Below are 18513 nucleotides of genomic sequence, written 5' to 3' on the forward strand. Positions count from 1 at the left end.
ATATCCTCTCTTTCTACTAAAATATAAAGAGAGGTAGGTAAAAACCTACCCTTCTACTTCTCTATTATTTTGCTTATTCCACTCATTCTGAATGCGTACCGCTTCTTCGTTACCTTCGAAGTCGTGCGCCTGATTTGAGCTCATAGTCTCAGAGAATGGTGTTGTTTGTGGAATAAAGTCTGTGTCATGCCCAGGCTTACTGTAGTCATATGGCCAACGGTATACTGTAGGGATCTCTCCTGGCCAGTTACCATGGATATGCTCTACTGGTGTAGTCCACTCTAATGTATTTGATTGCCAAGGGTTTTGTGACGCTTTCTTACCAGTCCAAATCGAAGCGAAGAAATTCCAAAGGAAAGCCACTTGACCTAAACCTGCAATAATCGCTGCCCAAGTAATTAACAAGTTAACAGATACCCATTTCTCCATGAAAGGGAATGCGGTAAACGCGTAGTAACGACGTGGAACGCCATCAATACCCATAAAGTGCATTGGGAAGAATACTAAATATGCACCAATAAATGTTAACCAGAAGTGCAAGTAACCTAATTTAGTATCCATCATACGACCGAACATCTTAGGGTACCAGTGGTACACACCACATAACATACCAAATATAGATGCTGATCCCATTACTAAGTGGAAGTGGGCTACAACGAAGTAAGTATCGTGCAAGTTGATATCTAATGCAGCGTTACCTAAGTACAATCCTGTTAAACCACCAGACACGAAGAAAGAAACCATACCGATTGCAAACATCATTGCTGGAGTAAAACGGATGTTACCTCTCCATAATGTCGCAATGTAGTTAAATGCTTTTACCGCTGAAGGTACAGCAATAATCAATGTTGTAATCATAAATACACCACCTAAGAACGGATTCATACCCGTAACGAACATGTGGTGACCCCATACGATAAAAGATAATACTGTAATACCCACCAACGAATAAACCATCGCATGGTAACCAAAGATTGGTTTACGTGAGTTAGTCGAGATAACCTCAGATGTAAGACCTAATGCAGGCATTACTACGATATATACCTCTGGGTGACCTAAGAACCAGAACAAGTGTTGGAACAAGATAGGTGAACCACCTTCATTTGGTAAAATTTGTCCTTGAACTACTAAATCAGAAAGGTAAAATGATGTTCCTACTGAACGGTCAAAGAACAATAAAACAACCGCAGATACAAGAACTGGGAATGAAAGTAAACCAACAATGGCAGTTAAGAAGAAAGACCAAATAGTCAATGGCATTCTCCAAAGATCCATACCTTTAGTACGCATGTTCAAAATTGTACTGATATAGTTTACACCACCTAATACCTGAGATGCGATAAACAACGTCATACTAACTAACCAAAGCGTCATCCCCAATCCAGAACCGGAGATTGCTGTCGGTACCGCGGAGAGCGGTGGATAGATTGTCCAACCAGCTGCTGCAGGACCACTTTCAACAAAGAAAGAAGCAACCATGATAACACAAGCAACAAAGAAGAACCAGTAAGATAACATGTTCATCAATGGCGATGCCATATCACGAGCACCAATTTGGTAAGGAATAAGAAGGTTACTAAATGTACCTGATAAACCCGCCGTTAATACGAAGAAAACCATCATGGTACCGTGGATAGTAACCAACGACAAAAAGAAGTCGGGTTTAATACGACCACCTTCGGCCCATTTACCTAAAAATATTTCTAAAATCGGGAATTCTTTATCCGGCCACGCGAGTTGGATACGGAATAGAATCGAAAGCACCATAGCGAAGACTGCCATCACAATACCTGTGATCAAAAATTGCTTCGCAATCATTTTGTGGTCTTGACTAAATATGTATTTAGTTAAGAATGTCTCATGATGGTGATCATGTGAATCATGATGCGCTGCGCCGTGCGATATAACTGTACTTGACATATTCGTTTAATAAATTCTTATCTCAAATTAATTTAATGAAGCAGTAGTAAGCTCCTTAGCTTCTGATGATTCTAAAGCGCTATACTCCTTTTGCAAATCTTCAGTAAAATACTTGTTCTGTTTGCTTAACCACTCTTTGTATTCCGCTTCCGTAACAACGATTACTTTCTTCTGCATGTTCCAGTGACCAGAACCACAGATCTTCGCACACAACATCACGTAATCATATTTTGGATCGTTCATACGCTCACGCATTTCTTCTGTTGTAACCGTAGGTGTAAACTGGAAATAGTTAGTCATACCCGGTACCGCATTGATTTGAACACGGAAATCAGGAATATAGAACGAGTGAATAATATCTTTAGATACGATATGGAAACGCACAGATTTATTAACCGGAATAACAATATCTGATGCCTGAATATCATCCCATGCCGATTTATCACTAAAATCGATACCATAAGAGTTTAATGGTGTAGTCAATTTGTAGTTACGTTTACCAATTTTGCCATCAGCACCTGGGTAACGTACTTGCCATTGAAACTGCTCCCCTAAAACCTCTACCTGTAACGCAGATTTTTGCAAATCTTCAGGAATGTTAGTGATAGATCTCCATGTGAAGAAACCGAACAATACTAATACCGTAAGAACAACAGCAGGTACAATCGTCCAGATACGTTCGATTGTATCGTTGTGCGGATAGAAGTAAGCCTTCTTATCTGCACGCATTCTGTAGATATAGGTAAACGACAATAATAAGATGTGAACAATTACCAATACAATTGTAATAATGATTGTAGTAATAATAAACATCGTATCAATACGCGCACCATGTTCCGTTACTGCGGGTCTCCATGACCATGCTCCCCATACGGCATACCCGTAATAGATGAAAGCTAAGAACAATATCAAAAAGATGAACAACAATACGGCTTGAAACGTATTATTTGCTAATGGATTGAACTTACCATTCATTTTACGCGTTAGATCGTAAATAGAAAGGACTTTTAAAACGACAGCTACAATCGTACAAACTACCAAAAACAATAAAATGTAGTAGGTTAAGTTTTTGTACGCTTGTGGATCAATCTGTTTTACTTCTTCTGGTGCCGCAGTTGTCGCTGCTACCGTAGCACCTGCTGCCGCAGCAACCGTTGTATCAGTAGCGGCAGCTGTGGTAGCCGCAGCAGTATCGGTTGCCGCCGCTGCTTCAGTCACAGCGACTACAGTAGTATCTTTAGCTACTGAATCTTGTTGCGTTGCAAAGCTAGGCGTAGCGAAAAATAATCCTACGGCTAGTAAGCATCCCAAAACGGCTTTAAATCTGTTATTTATGTTAAATTTCATTTCTTATTATGACGTTTAAACGTATTTTACAACGATTAGAAATTATAGTTGATGATGTAAACTTTCATCTAAGAATGGATGATTCTTAGGTGCTAATGGATGCTTGCTAAGTTTCGTCATGACCAAGAAAGTAAACAAACCAACAAAACCAATAGCTGTACCAATTTCCACAAAACCAAAACCACGGTGTGCTTCAACTGTTCCTGGCATAATCATGATATAATAATCTAACCAGTGACCGCAAAGTAACAAAATTGCCACGAACAACATCATTCCTTGTTTACGCTTTGCATCACGATCAACTAACAACAACAATGGTGCTAAGAAGTTGATGATAATACTTAACCAGAACCAAGGTTTGTATTCAGGCTCCCATCTTTTGTAAAAATAAACTGTTTCCTCTGGAATGTTAGAATACCAAATCAACATGAATTGTGCAAACCAAACATACGTCCAGAAAATAGAGAAACCAAACATAAGCTTACCTAAATCGTGTAAGTGGTTTTCATTAACCCATGATAGGTAACCTGCTTTTTTCACTAAAATAGTAATTACAACGATCGTAGCGATACCACTCACCCACATAGCGGCGAAGTTGTACCATCCGAACATAGTCGAGAACCAGTGTGCCTCTAGCGACATAATAGTATCAAACGACCAAATAGGTGTTGTAAAACCAAAGATAACTAAGAAAATCGCAGATAACTTAAAGCTCTGTTTGTACGAGTTCAAACCACCTTCTAAATCTTCTTTGTATGACAACTTCGCTAAAATTACTGCGAAGATGCTATACGTTCCCATAAAGATCACTTGACGGATCAAGAAACCTGGTACATTCAAGAACGTAGATTTTCCTGCTACTAATTTATCAAAATTAGGGCTGTTCGGATCTGTAAGTCCGTCAGCATGCCAATGGTGATATAAGTTGTGTGTAGTTAATCCTAATCCTACGATTAAAAGTAGAATTAAAGCCGCAATCGGCAATATACTTGCCATAGCTTGCGGAATACGAATCAAACCAGCAGACCAGCCTGATTGTGTAACCATCTGAAGCGCTACGAAGAAAGCTCCAGCTGCACATACACAAGTAAAATAATAACCCATCAATAATAGGTTAGCGTATGTACGTTCAACCATAATATGGTCACTTGACATGAGGCCTATAACAATTGCTATAACGCCTACGGCAATTCCAACAAGACTTAGTATCTTTCCGATACCAGCAAATTGAAATCTCTCGCTGAAATTATAATCGTGATGATGATTGTGAGTTCCCATTTATTATATTGATGTTAGATTATTTTTTTTGTAATTCATGAACATACATAACCACTTGCCAACGTTCTTCAGGTGACAATTGAGAAGCGTGTGAGCCCATGGTGTTATGTCCATAGTAAATAGTATGATAAATTTTACCATCTGTCAAGTCGCTCATCAAACCTCCACGTGAAGAGTTAGCTGCATCGGATTTCGCATACGATGGTGGCGGCGGGAAATTCTCCAACTGACGTTTTCCACGTGAATCCTCTACGCTTCTATCTTTTGTCAATGGACCATCACCTTTACCATCTTTACCATGACAAACCGCACAGTAAGTATGGAATAATGCATCGCCTTTAGCTAAGTTTTCTTTGGTTACAGCTAGTGGGCTTGTAAGCTCTCTACCCGCACGCTCATACTCTTCTAAAGAATTAGCGAACTCAAAACGCTCAAAACCGATTGGTGTCGTACCTGATGGCGGCAATTGCGCAGTGATATTATTTTTAAAATTATTGTTTGGCTGATCCGGGTTATAAGCGATCGGATCATACATATTTCTGGAGAATTCCCATCCTGTACTACGCTTTGTTCCATCTCCACAGCTAGAAACTACTGCCGCTAATGCGAAAGCAGCACATACAGATCCAAGAAAATTCTTCTTATTCATAGCTAACATATTTTCTTTCATTGTATTTAACTTCAACAGCTCCTGCTTCTTTCAACAACGATTCCACCAAGGCGTGATCTGCATTTTCTTTCGCATCAATTGCGATAATAAAACGATCGTCAGAAGCACGTAGATCCATTACACGTGGTGCACGTCCTGGGAACAAATGGTTACGGTAAAAGAATGTCGCAACCATACCTAAGGCACACAACAAGATCGTAACCTCAAATGTAACCGGAACAAAGTTTGGCAACGGCAATGATGGTTTACCACCAATATTCATCGGCCAATCGTGTGCCATTGTGAAATACAACAAGCTAAACCCTAAACATGTTCCTAATGCACCAAAAACAAATGCTGCAATAGGTAAACGAGATGGTTTAACACCTAGCTTCGCCTCGATACCGTGGATAGGCATTGGTGTAAAACAATCATATATGCTGATATTGTTTGCTTGCAATTTATCAATCCCATGCATCATTTCATCGGGATCAGCAAAACTACCTAATATATATTTTGTATTGCTCATTGCTATTATTTTTGTTTTAATGCGTTAATGTCTTCTTCTGATACCGTATCATACTTCTTCAACGAGTTCGCAAAGAACTCTACTTGCTCAGCAGGGAAAGCACCTTCTTGCGCCAATTTAGTTTTATGTTGTAAACTAGATGACTTCAATAATAATTTAACCTCTGCAATCGCAATACCTGGTAAGAAACGTAAGAACAATAAGAACAACGTAAAGAATAAACCAATAGATCCAATGAAGATACCTACGTCCACCCAAGTTGGGTAGAACATCGCCCATGACGATGGAAGGTAATCTCTATGTAAAGAGGTAACGATAATTACGAAACGTTCGAACCACATACCGATATTTACGATGATAGATAATACCCAAGAAATCGGAATACTTGTACGGATCTTTTTGAACCAGAACAACTGTGGTGAAATTACGTTACACGTCATCATTGCCCAGTAAGCCCAAGCATACGGACCAGCAATACGGTTTTCGAATGCATACATTTCGTATTCTGAACCAGAGTACCATGCGATGAAAAGCTCTGTTAAGTAAGCAACACCTACGATAGATCCTGTTACCATAATGATTTTGTTCATCGACTCAATGTGGAACATTGTGATGTAGTCCTCAAAGTTCATTACTTTACGTAAAATCAAAAGTAAGGTCTGTACCATCGCAAAACCAGAGAAGATCGCACCCGCAACGAAATATGGCGGGAAGATCGTGGTATGCCATCCTGGGATTACAGAAGTTGCAAAGTCCATGGATACAATCGTGTGTACAGAAAGTACAAGTGGTGTAGAGATACCAGCTAAAATCAAGGAAACGATCTCAAAACGCTGCCAGCTTTTAACCGAACCGTTCCATCCGAAAGATAAAACGCTGTATACCTTTTGTTTCAAACCAGTTGCACGGTCACGTACAGATGCGATATCTGGTAAAAGACCACAGTACCAGAACACTAATGATACAGTGAAGTATGTAGAGATCGCAAACGCATCCCATACAAGTGGAGAGTTAAAGTTTACCCACAAAGAACCGAATTGGTTTGGAAGTGGGAAGATCCAATACGCCAACCAAGGACGTCCCATGTGTGCTACAACATACGTAGCGGCACAGATAACGGCGAAGATCGTCATCGCCTCTGCGGAACGGTTGATGGAGTTACGCCAGTTTTGGCGGAAAAGTAATAATACGGCTGAAATCAACGTTCCGGCGTGACCGATACCTACCCACCATACGAAGTCGGTGATATCCCAAGCCCAGCCTACAGTTTTATTCAGACCCCAAGCGCCGATACCTGTCCAAAAAGTATATCCAACACTCACAACCCATAACATAGCGCCTAATACAGCAACGGTAAAACCGATCCACCAGGCCTTGTTAGGTTTATTTTCAACCGGAAGCAAGATATCATCAGTCACTTTTGCGTAAGTGATGTTCTTGCCGGTTACTAAAGGTTCTCTTAATATTGATTCGTTATGCGATGACATAGTTTTTTTATTTCAAATTAGAATAAAATTACGCTTCAAAAGTATTTCTAACTTTGGTCATGTAACCAATGTTCGGTTGAACATTAATTTCTTCCAAGACGTAGTAAACACGCTCGTTACGTAGTGCTTTTGAAACTTCTGATTCTGGATCGTTCACATCACCAAAGATGATTGCATTTGCGGAACAAGCTTCTTGACAAGCCATTTTCACATCGCCGTCTTTCAACTTGCGATTTTCCATCTTCGCGTGTAGTTTACCCGCTTGAATACGTTGAATACACATCGAACATTTTTCCATTACCCCACGTGAACGTGTTGTAACATCAGGGTTCAATACTAATTGTGTAAACTCGTTGTTCAAGTAATTGTCAAAACGTGAATCATTCCAGTAGTTAAACCAGTTGAAACGACGCACTTTATATGGACAGTTGTTCGCACAGTAACGTGTACCGAAACAACGGTTGTAAGCCATATGGTTAAGACCTTCTGAAGAGTGTACCGTCGCTAATACTGGACATACCGTCTCACAAGGAGCATGGTCACAGTGCTGACACAACATTGGTTGGTGAACAACCGTTACACTTTCGTAATCTAGATCTGTTGCTTTAGCAATTTCTTTCTCTTTTGTAAGCTTCGCATCGCCAGCTTCTAATGTATAGTAACGGTCGATACGTAACCAGTGCATCTCACGACGACGACGAACCTCATCACGACCTACTACTGGAATATTGTTTTCAACATTACAAGCAACGATACAAGAACCACAACCCGTACAAGCATTCAAATCGATTGCCATAACCCATTTGTGACCCGGCGACTCAAATTTATTCCATAAGTCATACGTCTTATGTGTATCAGAGAAACGACCAGATTCCGAGTTAGGATCTTTTAAATATTTAGCGAATGTCGTCTCACGGATAATGTTACGACCTTCAATAGTATGGTGTGTTTGTGTCTGTGCTAATTCATATGTAGCAGAAGCTTTTGTAACAGTGGCTTTCGCTTCAAACTGAACCGTTCCATTTGCTAAGCGAGCGAAAGGGAATGCATTCTTACCTACATCATTACCTGCTTTACCAACTTTAGTACGACCATAACCGACAGCAATAGAAACGGTGCCTAATGCTTGTCCTGGTTGCAATACAACTGGTAACTCTACCGCATAACCATTTGCTTCCACTTTAACTGTACTGTTTTCACCTAATCCTAATTGCTCAGCAAATTTAGGGTTGATCGCAGCATAGTTGTCCCAAGTTACTTTTGAAACTGGATCAGGAAGCTCTTGCAAGTACGCGTTGTTCGCATAGCGACCGTCACGCATTACTGTAGATTCGTATAACTTCAATTCAACCTCACCTGCAACAGCTTTGGCTGCCGAAGCAATTGCTGCCGCAACAGCATTTACATCTACATTAGCTGTATAGGATGATCCTGTCTCCGAACCTTTGTAAACAAAACCTGTTTGCAATAATTCTTTCCAAGACTTACCTGTTCCCGCTAAGATATTAGCTTCCCAATTCTGTTTAACAAAATCGTAGATGTTTGTGTTATCTCCAGCCCACACCAAGAAACTTTGCTCTGCTTGGCGTGTATTGAATACCGGGTTGATTGTTGGTTGAACGATGGTATAGTAACCCTCTTTTGCCGAAGCATCACCCCACGCTTCTAAGAACGTACATGTAGGAGCAATAGCTTTTAATTCAGAAGCTGTCTCGTCCGCACGATCCGAGAATGAAAGTGTAAACTCAACTTTAGAAAGTGCCGATTTAACATCAGCTGGTTTAAAGTAATCGTATACAGGGTTACTGTTTAAGAACAAAGCTACACCTACTTGACCAGCAGTTGCATTCGCTAAGAACTGCTGGAAAGCAGCATCAGAACCTTGGTATTTCTTCGCGAAATTATCTAAATCGATAATAGCTCCGTATGCACCTAAAGCAGTGTTGATTGCATTGGCTAACAATTGTACATTCACATCGTTAGAACCTGCCACAACAACGGCATTTCCTTTAGCATTCACCAATTCTTTGGATGCTAAAGCAATTGCTGTTTGTGCTTTTTTATTGCTTACTCCACCTGCTAATGATTGTCCTGTAATAGCGTTATACAAGGAAATTAAAACAGCACCTTCTTCTGATGGTTTGATGGCAATACGTACATCCGCATTTGAACCTGTCATGCTTAGACCTGATTCAAACTGAATGTGACGTGACATCTGACCGTTTTTCAACGATTTGTAGTCACGGTTTTTGATATAGTCTTGTGTATGCTCCTCTCCTTCTAACCAAGATCCTAAGAAATCGGCTGCAACAGAAACAACAACATTTGCATTTTTAAAGTGGTAAGATGGCACGACAGCTTTACCGAAGCTTGCTTTGTTTGCTTCAATAATACCGCTGTATGATACGGCATCTACCTGCACTAAAGATGCAGTAGGGTATTTCGTCGTAAATTTCACAATTGCCGCTAGCATAGAAGGGCTATTCACCGTACTTGCTACAACAGCAATTTGTTTTCCAGCTGCAGCTGCTTTATCTAAAGCAGCGATAACTGTACTGTCTAATTTCGACCATTCAACATCTTTACCACCTACTTGTGGGTTCTGAAGCTTGGACATGTCGTACAAGTCCAATACCGAAGCTGCCGTTGTTGAATCTGTACCTTGATTTAAACCTATAGAGTTCGGGTTAGCCGCCAATGAAATAGGGCGTCCCTCACGTGTACGAACTAATACACTTTGTCCATTGAATGACGAAGCATAATAATTCGGGATTCCAGGAGTTACTTCTTCTGGTTTAATTATATAAGGTACTGCTTTATGAACAGGTGTACGATTACACGCTGCCAACGTAACAGCTCCTAAACCGAAACCTAAAGCTTTCAAGAAGTCACGACGAGGTGTCTTCGTACTCAAGCCGGCTTCATTTAATACATCTTCTACAGGAATAGATTCGGCAAACTCACCCTTACTACTTTCAACGAAAGCAGGTGTTTGTTGCAATTCTTCCAAACCTTTCCAATATTTTTTATTGCTATCCATTTAAGCTGTATATAAGATTGCGTATTCCAAATTAATTATTAATAGTGACACTTACCACACTCCAGACCACCGATCATGGCTGCAGTCATCTTCTCACCTTTCTTCAATTTCTCGTGTGCTTCAATCAGTTGATCGTAGTAAGCATTATCTGAATTAACAGCGGTCTCACGGTGACAATCAACACACCATTTCATTGTTAATGGCGAGTATTGATAAACCTCTTCCATTGTTTCAATTGGTCCGTGACATGTTTGACACTCCACACCAGCTACAACAACGTGTTGCGAGTGATTGAAGTAAGCAAAGTCTGGCAAGTTGTGAATCCGAACCCATTGAATAGGTCTAGGATTGTTACCGTATGTACGTGTATCTGGATTATAATCCAATGCTTTGTAGATCTTTGCAATTTCCGGAGAAAGCTCACCGTCGTAATGATCTGAACCCGTAATCGTGTTGTGACAGTTCATACATACGTTAGCCGAAGGAATCGAAGCATTTTTCGATTTAAACGCACCACCGTGACAGTACTGACATTCAATTTGATTTACACCGGCGTGAATCTGGTGCGAGAACTTAATAGGCTGAACAGGTTTATATCCTGTATGAACACCTACATTCCACATCGTATTCCATCCAGCAACACCTAAGAGTGCAACCAACATTAACACAGCAAAACCAACAAGCTTTTTGTTTTTCAAGAAAGCCTTAGCAAATTTCGCTTTACCACTTTCTTTGTACTGCTCATTTCTAGCTTGTGCAGCCTCGATTGCGGCCTGATTGTTTGCAATAACTTTCTCCAACGTGCGAATAACGCGGTTCAACACCACAATTACTACGACCGCTAAAACAACGATTGCAAGTAAACCAACGATCATCAACAAATTCGCATCGTCAGATTTAGCAGCACCACCGTCAGCAGCAGTTCCTTCAGCAGGACCAGCAGCAGCTTTAGCTTCTTCGTCTTTTACGTAAGCAATAATGTTTTTGATTTGATCGTCAGACAAATCAGTAAAGGATGTCATTACTGATTTATTGTACTCTTCGAAAATCGCTTTTGCTGCTGGATCACCAGAAGCAATTAACGCTTGCGAGTTGTGGATCCATTTCACTAACCACTCCTCTGAATGTCGCTCTGCCATACCTGCCAAAGCTGGTCCAACCATCTTCTTAGTCACACTGTGACAACTTGTACACTTGGACTTAAAAAGCGCCTGTCCTTCTTTGACATCCTGCGCATGCGACATTGTAACGGCAAATAACAACATCAACCCAACTGATATTGTCTTTGCAAGTCTTCCCAAAACGGATGAGATATTTCTCATATTTAGCACTTTATACTATTTATTTATGATGTAATAACTTTTAAAATGTATCGCAGAGAGGGTCTAATCCCTCCAAACAATGCACAAAAGTATAACTATTTAAGCAATCACTGACAATTTAATGACGCAAAATATCAATTTAAAACGATTCTAAATAGTTGTCAAAGTTTTGTAATAAATGGCCCTGATCAACCATATTGCATAAACAACGAATTCCATCAAAACATCAAAACGAAGGTAATCTTATTGTTTTTGAAAAAAATTTACGTCCTATGGTTTGACGGTAAAACACACGAGGCTTGCTCCTTGCCCACAAATTAAAATGTTGACTTTTGACTAACAAATTCTTACCCACAGAATCGTATCTTCGTATTTATGAAAGGGAGCTTTTTCGTCATATTGCTTTTACTTTGGGGCTGTAGCTCCTGTCGGCAACCAGCCCGGTCTGCTCTCGTTCAACATACACATGATAAGCACCTACAGATGAGCGATAGCACAAAATACAATGACCTGACTCCAGAGGAGGAATATGTAATTTTACATAAAGGAACAGAAAGAGCGTTTACAGGCGCATTATTGAATAATAAATCGGAGGGCACCTATGTTTGTAAGCGATGCGACGCACCGCTCTACAACTCTAAGGATAAATTCGAATCACACTGTGGCTGGCCTAGTTTTGATGATGAAATTAAAGGCGCTGTAAAACGAGTTACAGATGCCGATGGTCGTCGTGTAGAAATCTTATGCGCAAAATGTGGCGCACACTTAGGACATGTATTTGAGGGGGAACGTTTCACCGACAAAAACACACGCCATTGCGTAAACTCCATCTCGATGAAGTTTGTACCCGCGGACACAAGTGCTAAATTATAAAAAGTGCGTTCATCAGTTAGATGGACGACTCCCGAACAATGAGTTTACACGGAATAACAATTTTTCGCGTTTCTTTTAATTTGCCTTCAATTTCGGCAATTAAAGTTTGAATCAACTCTAATGTCAAATGCTCTATATCTTGGGAGACTACACTGATTGATGGATCGTGCAATTTAAATAAGGTATGTTCATCAAAAGCTACCATTTTAGGCAAAGCAACGTTTTCTCCTTTTAAAGCCTTTAAACCTGCAATAGCCAAGTAATTGGTAGCAAATAGCACCGCGTCAAGATTATTGGATTGTACAAATTCGACAATTTGCGCTTTTGACTCTTCATCATCTGTTTCCATTTGTAGCTTTTTGATGAAAGACGGTGTTTGAAACTCATCCATCGCTTGCATGTAACCATCCAAGCGATCACGCATCTGTGTCTGATTCGAATAAAGTGATATCAATCCGATCCGTTTATTAGCTTGTTCCAATAAGTGTCGTGTAGCTTCATATGCACCTTTTTTATTATCCGACACCACATAGCTCGTATCAACCGTTGGGATAAAACGGTCAAACAATACTACGGGAATATTATTTTGCTTGATATTGGAAATCGTTTCTTCCAAACCTTCCGAAGGCGTAATAATAAAACCATCAACTTGACGATCCATAAAAAGCTGAATCAGTTCTTTCGCTTTGTTCTCGTCGTTATTCATACTACAGTAAATAATATGATAACCGGCACTGTAAGCTTGACGTTCAATATACTTCGCTACATTAGAGAAAAAGGGATTGGCAATATCTTCTACTAAAAGACCTAAGATCTTGGTCTGTCCTGTACGCAGACTCTTTGCAAGTTGGTTGGGCTTATACCCTACTTTCTCCACATATTCCAAAACACGCTTCGTCAAAGCATCACTAATACGCTTCTCCTTAGCTTTATCATTTAAAATAAACGAAACGGTAGTTACGGAAATACCTAAAGCCTTAGCGATATCACTAATCAACACTCTTTTCTTCATACAATTTTACTTGGATAGATTCAGTCTGACTAAACTACTAAAAAATTTTAGCAAAAGCGAACTAATATGCTAAAAATAATTCTGCTAAAAGGTTTTATAAGAACAAAAACATTTTTTTCGTATTATTACACCGAAACAATAAACATAAATCTATGATTCATAAAACAGCGTGGGGGACAGCCATGCTTCTGACGGCACTGAATATAGCAACCCCACTCCTATCCAGCGGGCAACAGCTCACCAAATATGTGGATCCACTGATTGGAACGGGCGGACATGGACACACGTATCCTGGATCTACACGACCTTTTGCATTAGTGCAACTCTCACCAGACAATGGAAAAGGTGGTTGGGACTGGGTTAGTGGATATCATATATCCTCAGATAGTATTGCCGGATTCAGCCATATGCATCTCAGCGGAACGGGAATTGGAGATTGGCTCGACATTGCATTGATGCCGATGCTTAAAATAAATGATAATCCAAAAGCAGATATCAAACAAAAATTTGATCGTAAAGACGAAAAAGCAAGCGCGGGTTACTACCGCGTACAGCTCGAGAATGGTATACAGGTAGAGCTAACGTCAACGGAGCGCGTAGGCTTCCATCGCTATACTTTCCCCAAAAACACACCTAAAGCAGTCGTCCAAATTGACCTTAAACATCAATACAATTGGGATAAACCGACAAACAGCTATTTAACCCGTATCAATGATTCCACACTCGTAGGTCTTCGCGAATCTTCGGGATGGGCCGGTAAACAACATATCTATTTTGCAATCCGAACATCTAAACCTATAGATAATTTTACCGCAGTATCAACGTCTCAGCAAGAAGTACAAACTTTACAAGCGCAGGGCGTCATCGGACAAATAGCATTCAACAATACAGAAAATCTATTGCTGAAAGTAGCTTTATCAACGACTAGTCATGATAAGGCACTCCTCGCATTATCTGAGATACCGTCATGGAATTTTGAAGACACACAGAAAAATTCGAATATAGCCTGGGAAAATGAGCTGGGTAAAATCAAAATTGAAAGCCGTGATGAACGACTAAAAACCATATTTTACTCCGCGCTTTATCATACAGCGGTAGCTCCCACGTTATATTCAGACGCTGATGGAGTCTATAAAAACTACAAAGGAGAAACACACCGCATGACCAATCAAGGACAAAGGTATACCTTCTTCTCTTTATGGGACACCTTTCGTGCGTTGAAACCACTTTTCACCATCACACAACCTGATCGACATACAGACTTTCTAAATAGCATGCTTGCATTCTATGATGAAAATGGCTTATTGCCTGTTTGGGATCTCAGCACTTTTGAGACCAACACGATGACAGGTTACCATGCGATTCCTGTACTAGCAGATGCCATCTTAAAAGACTGGCCAGGCGTAGACGCTGAACGGGCCTATGAAGCGATGCGTAAGAGTGCTTTTCAAACTATTCGCGAGGTGCCGGCATACAATGAGTACGGATATGTTCCACAAGATGTAAATGGAGGCAGTGTAACTAAGACATTAGAATATGCGTTCGATGATTACTGTATTTCATTGGTCGCTGAAAAACTGGGCAAAACAGCGGACTATACCTTGTTTACCAAACGAGCCAAAAATTACACCCATCTTTTTGACCCGACAACGGGCTTTATGCGCGCCAAATATAAGAATGGTCAATTTGTAGAACCTTTTGATCCATTTTATTCAGAACATGATTTCGATAAGAGCCAATACATTGAAGGCAACGCATGGCAACACGCATTCTTTGTCCCGCACGACATTCGCGGATTGGCCAAGCTATTTCCAAAGAAAAATGGCTTAAGTGCCATGTTAGATACCTTATTTACGGCACCATCCTATATGACCGGAGAAAACCAATCACCCGATGCAAGTGGTTTTATTGGCCAATATGCCCATGGTAATGAACCCAGCCATCACATCGCTTATATGTACAGTTATATCGGAGAGGCCTGGAAGACGCAAGAAAAAGTACGTATGATTGTCGATTCCATGTACCATGATCGCCCAGACGGCTATGCGGGCAATGAAGATGCTGGACAGATGAGTGCGTGGGCCGTATGGTCTATGATGGGATTGTACCCCGTATCCCCGGTCGGTGGCGAATATGTGTTTGGTAGCCCAACCCTCGATAAATCGACTATAGCCATGCCTAATGGCAAGCAATTTACAATTACCGCACGCAACAATGGCCCGAAGCAGGTATATATTAAATCGGCTAAGCTGAACGGAAAAGTATATAATAAAACATTTATTACGCATGCAGATATGTTAAAAGGCGGCGAACTTGTTTTTGAGATGTCAGACAAACCCAACAAAAAATTCGGAAGTAGCCGAGATATTTGGCCCACCTCCATGGAGAATTAAAAAAATAAAAGCGACGAAAAGTCGCTTTTATTTTTTGGGAATAGTTATTGATTAGTTCTAGTAAGGAGAATAAAAAATGACAGATTTCAACAACATTAACATTCAGGATTTAGGAGACGACCAGAACACGCCGCAAGATTTCTATGATACCTTCAGGGAAAAACTTAACGCTGTGGAACAATTTCCATCATTATACACCTTTAAATTTATTCTAAAGGCTGATTTAGAGAAAATAGAGCAAGTAAAGGCGATCTTCGAACATCCGAGTTCAAAATTTTCGGAAAAAGAATCCGCTGGAGGAAAATACAAATCCATTACGGTAGAAACTTTTGTAAACAACGCCGAGGATGTGATTAACTACTACAAAGAAGTATCAAAAATAGAATCAGTAATGATGCTATAAAACAAAAAAAACGCTGTCAAAATGACAGCGTTTTTTTTGTTTTATGATCGAATCAAGATTACGCTTGTGGCGCATCAGGAGTTCCTGCATTTTGATCTTGTTTCGGTTTATCTTCACGTGGAGGGCGTGGCAATAAAGCCTTACGAGAAAGCTTCATTTTTCCTTGCTTATCCACATCTAATAATTTCACCGTTACCATATCGCCTTCTTTCAACACGCCGTCCATTGTTTCAAGACGTTTCCAGTCGATTTCAGAAATATGTAATAAACCATCTTTACCAGGCATGATTTCTACGAAAGCACCAAATGCCATGATCGATTTAACTTTACCTTCATATACTTCACCAACCTCTGGTTTAGCAACGATAGCACGGATACGTGATACTGCAGCGTCGATCGACTCTTTGTTATCAGCAAACACCTGTACGATACCTTTACCATCCACCTCTTCGATAGAAATAGTTGAACCCGTTTCGCGTTGCATCTCTTGAATAATTTTACCACCAGGGCCAATTACAGCACCGATAAATTCTTTATCGATTGTCAAGGAGATAATACGAGGAGCGTGTGGTTTGTAGTCTTCACGTGGAACAGCAATAGTTTTCTGCATCTCACCTAAGATATGTAAACGTGCTTCACGCGCTTGGTCTAATGCTTGTGTAAGCACTTCCCATTTCAAACCGTTTATTTTTAAGTCCATCTGACAAGCAACAATACCTTTTTCAGTACCTGTTACTTTGAAGTCCATATCACCCAAGTGATCTTCATCACCTAAGATATCAGATAAAATCGCATATTTTCCAGTTTTCTCATCAGAGATCAATCCCATAGCAATACCTGAAACTGGTGCTTTTAATTTAACACCCGCATCTAATAATGCCAATGTACCTGCACAAACAGTTGCCATAGACGAAGAACCATTCGATTCCAAGATATCCGAAACAACACGGATTGTGTATGGATTTTCTGCGTCAGCAGGTAAAACTTGTTTCAATGAACGCATTGCCAAGTTACCATGCCCCACCTCACGACGACCTGGACCACGGTTTGGTCTTACCTCACCTGTAGAGAATGCCGGGAAGTTATAGTGCAAAATAAATTTGTTGTAGCCATTGATAAATGCGCCATCAATCATTTGCTCATCATCCTTAGCACCTAAGGTTACCGAAGTCAACGCTTGCGTTTCACCACGTGTAAATACTGCGGAACCGTGTGCCGCTGGTAAGTAATCTACTTCAGACCAAATCGGACGTACCGTACGTACATCACGACCATCTAAACGCATGCCTTCATCCAACACTAAGTTACGTACAGCATCATACTGCACATCATGGAAATATTTTTTGAACAAGAATGCTGTATCGTCATCGATTTCTTCCGGCATTGTCGCTCTGTAAGCTGCTGCAATTTCAGCAAAACGCTCCGAACGATCGTGCTTTGCCGATGCTGATTTAGCAACTGCATATACTTGATCGTATGTCGCTGCAAAAATTGAAGCTCTCAATTCTAGATCTTCCGGCTCGTGGTTAAACTCACGCTTAGTCTCTGAACCTACTAATTTTGCTAATTCAAGCTGTGCTGCAACTTGTTTTTTAATTGCTTCGTGTGCAAAAGCGATCGCTTCTACCATCTCCGCTTCAGAGATTTCTTTTGCTTCACCTTCCACCATGCCGATATCTTGTGCAGAACCGGCAACAATAAATTCTAGGGTTGCTTTTTCAAGCTCAGACAACTTCGGATTAATCACCAACTGACCGTCAATTTTCGCTACGCGAACTTCTGAAATTGGTCCGTTGAAAGGGATATCGGAAACAGCGATTGCTGCCGATGCTGCTAAACCAGCTAATGCATCAGGCATAATATCTTTATCCGCAGAGATCAAGCTGATTGCCACCTGCGTATCTGCGTGATAGTTTTCAGGGAATAAAGGACGTAATGCACGGTCTACCAAACGAGAGATCAAAACCTCGTAGTCAGACAATCTAGCCTCACGGCGTAAAAATCCACCAGGAATACGGCCTGTCGCCGCATATTTCTCTTGATAATCTACAGATAAAGGCAAGAAATCAACACCTGATTTTGCCTCTTTAGCAGATACAACTGTTGCTAATAGCATCGTATCGCCTTGTTTCAATACTACGGCTCCATCAGCTTGTTTCGCTAACTTACCTGTAGACAATTCGATTGGGGCTAAATTACCACCAAGATCAATTGTAACTTTTTTTTCGTTATAACTCATTGTTTCTTAATTGCGGTGCAT

At 40.5% G+C, this 18513-nt stretch carries 13 protein-coding genes; 3 read left to right on the plus strand and 10 right to left on the minus strand.

All coding sequences use genetic code 11. The features are described from left to right. Positions 1-45 precede the first annotated feature (45 nt). The 8 genes from B9Y69_RS11315 to B9Y69_RS11350 are packed head-to-tail and all read right to left on the minus strand — an operon-like array spanning position 46 to position 11572. Positions 46-1920, minus strand: a complete 1875-nt coding sequence (locus B9Y69_RS11315; protein ID WP_200811795.1) for a cytochrome c oxidase subunit I — start codon at positions 1918-1920, stop codon at positions 46-48. A 27-nt stretch (positions 1921-1947) separates the two neighbouring features. After that, the gene (locus B9Y69_RS11320) at positions 1948-3267 is read right to left on the minus strand and encodes a cytochrome c oxidase subunit II (RefSeq protein WP_234991211.1); all 1320 of its coding nucleotides are present in this window, start codon (positions 3265-3267) and stop codon (positions 1948-1950) included. Between the two features lie 42 nt (positions 3268-3309). Further along, positions 3310-4545 (minus strand): quinol:cytochrome C oxidoreductase, encoded by a 1236-nt coding sequence (locus tag B9Y69_RS11325; protein ID WP_085473086.1) that lies wholly within the window; start codon positions 4543-4545, stop codon positions 3310-3312. 19 nt (positions 4546-4564) lie between these two features. Continuing rightward, positions 4565-5215 (minus strand): c-type cytochrome, encoded by a 651-nt coding sequence (locus B9Y69_RS11330; RefSeq protein ID WP_085473087.1) that lies wholly within the window; start codon positions 5213-5215, stop codon positions 4565-4567. Then, entirely contained in the window at positions 5187-5723 is a 537-nt protein-coding gene (locus tag B9Y69_RS11335) for a DUF3341 domain-containing protein (protein WP_085473088.1), read from the minus strand. Before B9Y69_RS11335 ends, B9Y69_RS11330 begins: the two co-directional genes overlap by 29 nt. Positions 5724-5728: 5 nt before the next feature. Beyond that, on the minus strand, positions 5729-7210 hold the full coding sequence (gene nrfD, locus B9Y69_RS11340) for an NrfD/PsrC family molybdoenzyme membrane anchor subunit (protein WP_085473089.1): 1482 nt from the start codon (positions 7208-7210) through the stop codon (positions 5729-5731). A gap of 28 nt (positions 7211-7238) precedes the next feature. Next, complete coding sequence (locus tag B9Y69_RS11345; protein ID WP_085473090.1) at positions 7239-10250, minus strand: TAT-variant-translocated molybdopterin oxidoreductase; 3012 nt, start codon at positions 10248-10250, stop codon at positions 7239-7241. Between the two features lie 38 nt (positions 10251-10288). Next, on the minus strand, positions 10289-11572 hold the full coding sequence (locus tag B9Y69_RS11350) for a c-type cytochrome (RefSeq protein WP_085473091.1): 1284 nt from the start codon (positions 11570-11572) through the stop codon (positions 10289-10291). Between the two features lie 375 nt (positions 11573-11947). Here B9Y69_RS11350 and B9Y69_RS11355 point away from each other — a divergent pair, with 375 nt between their 5' ends. Continuing rightward, the gene (locus B9Y69_RS11355) at positions 11948-12445 is read left to right on the plus strand and encodes a methionine-R-sulfoxide reductase (RefSeq protein WP_085473092.1); all 498 of its coding nucleotides are present in this window, start codon (positions 11948-11950) and stop codon (positions 12443-12445) included. A gap of 16 nt (positions 12446-12461) precedes the next feature. On the opposite strand, the gene B9Y69_RS11360 is transcribed toward B9Y69_RS11355, so the two are convergent. Further along, complete coding sequence (locus tag B9Y69_RS11360; protein ID WP_085473093.1) at positions 12462-13457, minus strand: LacI family DNA-binding transcriptional regulator; 996 nt, start codon at positions 13455-13457, stop codon at positions 12462-12464. 152 nt (positions 13458-13609) lie between these two features. On the opposite strand from B9Y69_RS11360, the gene B9Y69_RS11365 reads away from it, so the two are divergent. Then, positions 13610-15850 (plus strand): GH92 family glycosyl hydrolase, encoded by a 2241-nt coding sequence (locus B9Y69_RS11365; RefSeq protein WP_085473094.1) that lies wholly within the window; start codon positions 13610-13612, stop codon positions 15848-15850. Positions 15851-15926: 76 nt separating this feature from the next. Next, positions 15927-16253, plus strand: coding sequence for a DUF493 domain-containing protein (locus B9Y69_RS11370; protein ID WP_085473095.1), 327 nt, complete (start codon positions 15927-15929; stop codon positions 16251-16253). A 58-nt stretch (positions 16254-16311) separates the two neighbouring features. On the opposite strand, the gene pnp is transcribed toward B9Y69_RS11370, so the two are convergent. Beyond that, positions 16312-18492 carry a polyribonucleotide nucleotidyltransferase gene (pnp, locus tag B9Y69_RS11375; RefSeq protein ID WP_085473096.1) on the minus strand — a complete coding sequence of 727 codons (2181 nt, stop codon included), beginning with the start codon at positions 18490-18492 and terminating at the stop codon, positions 16312-16314. Positions 18493-18513: the final 21 nt, after the last annotated feature.

Origin of the sequence: Sphingobacterium psychroaquaticum, from assembly GCF_900177625.1 — a bacterium.
Taxonomy (GTDB): Bacteria; Bacteroidota; Bacteroidia; order Sphingobacteriales; family Sphingobacteriaceae; genus Sphingobacterium; species Sphingobacterium psychroaquaticum.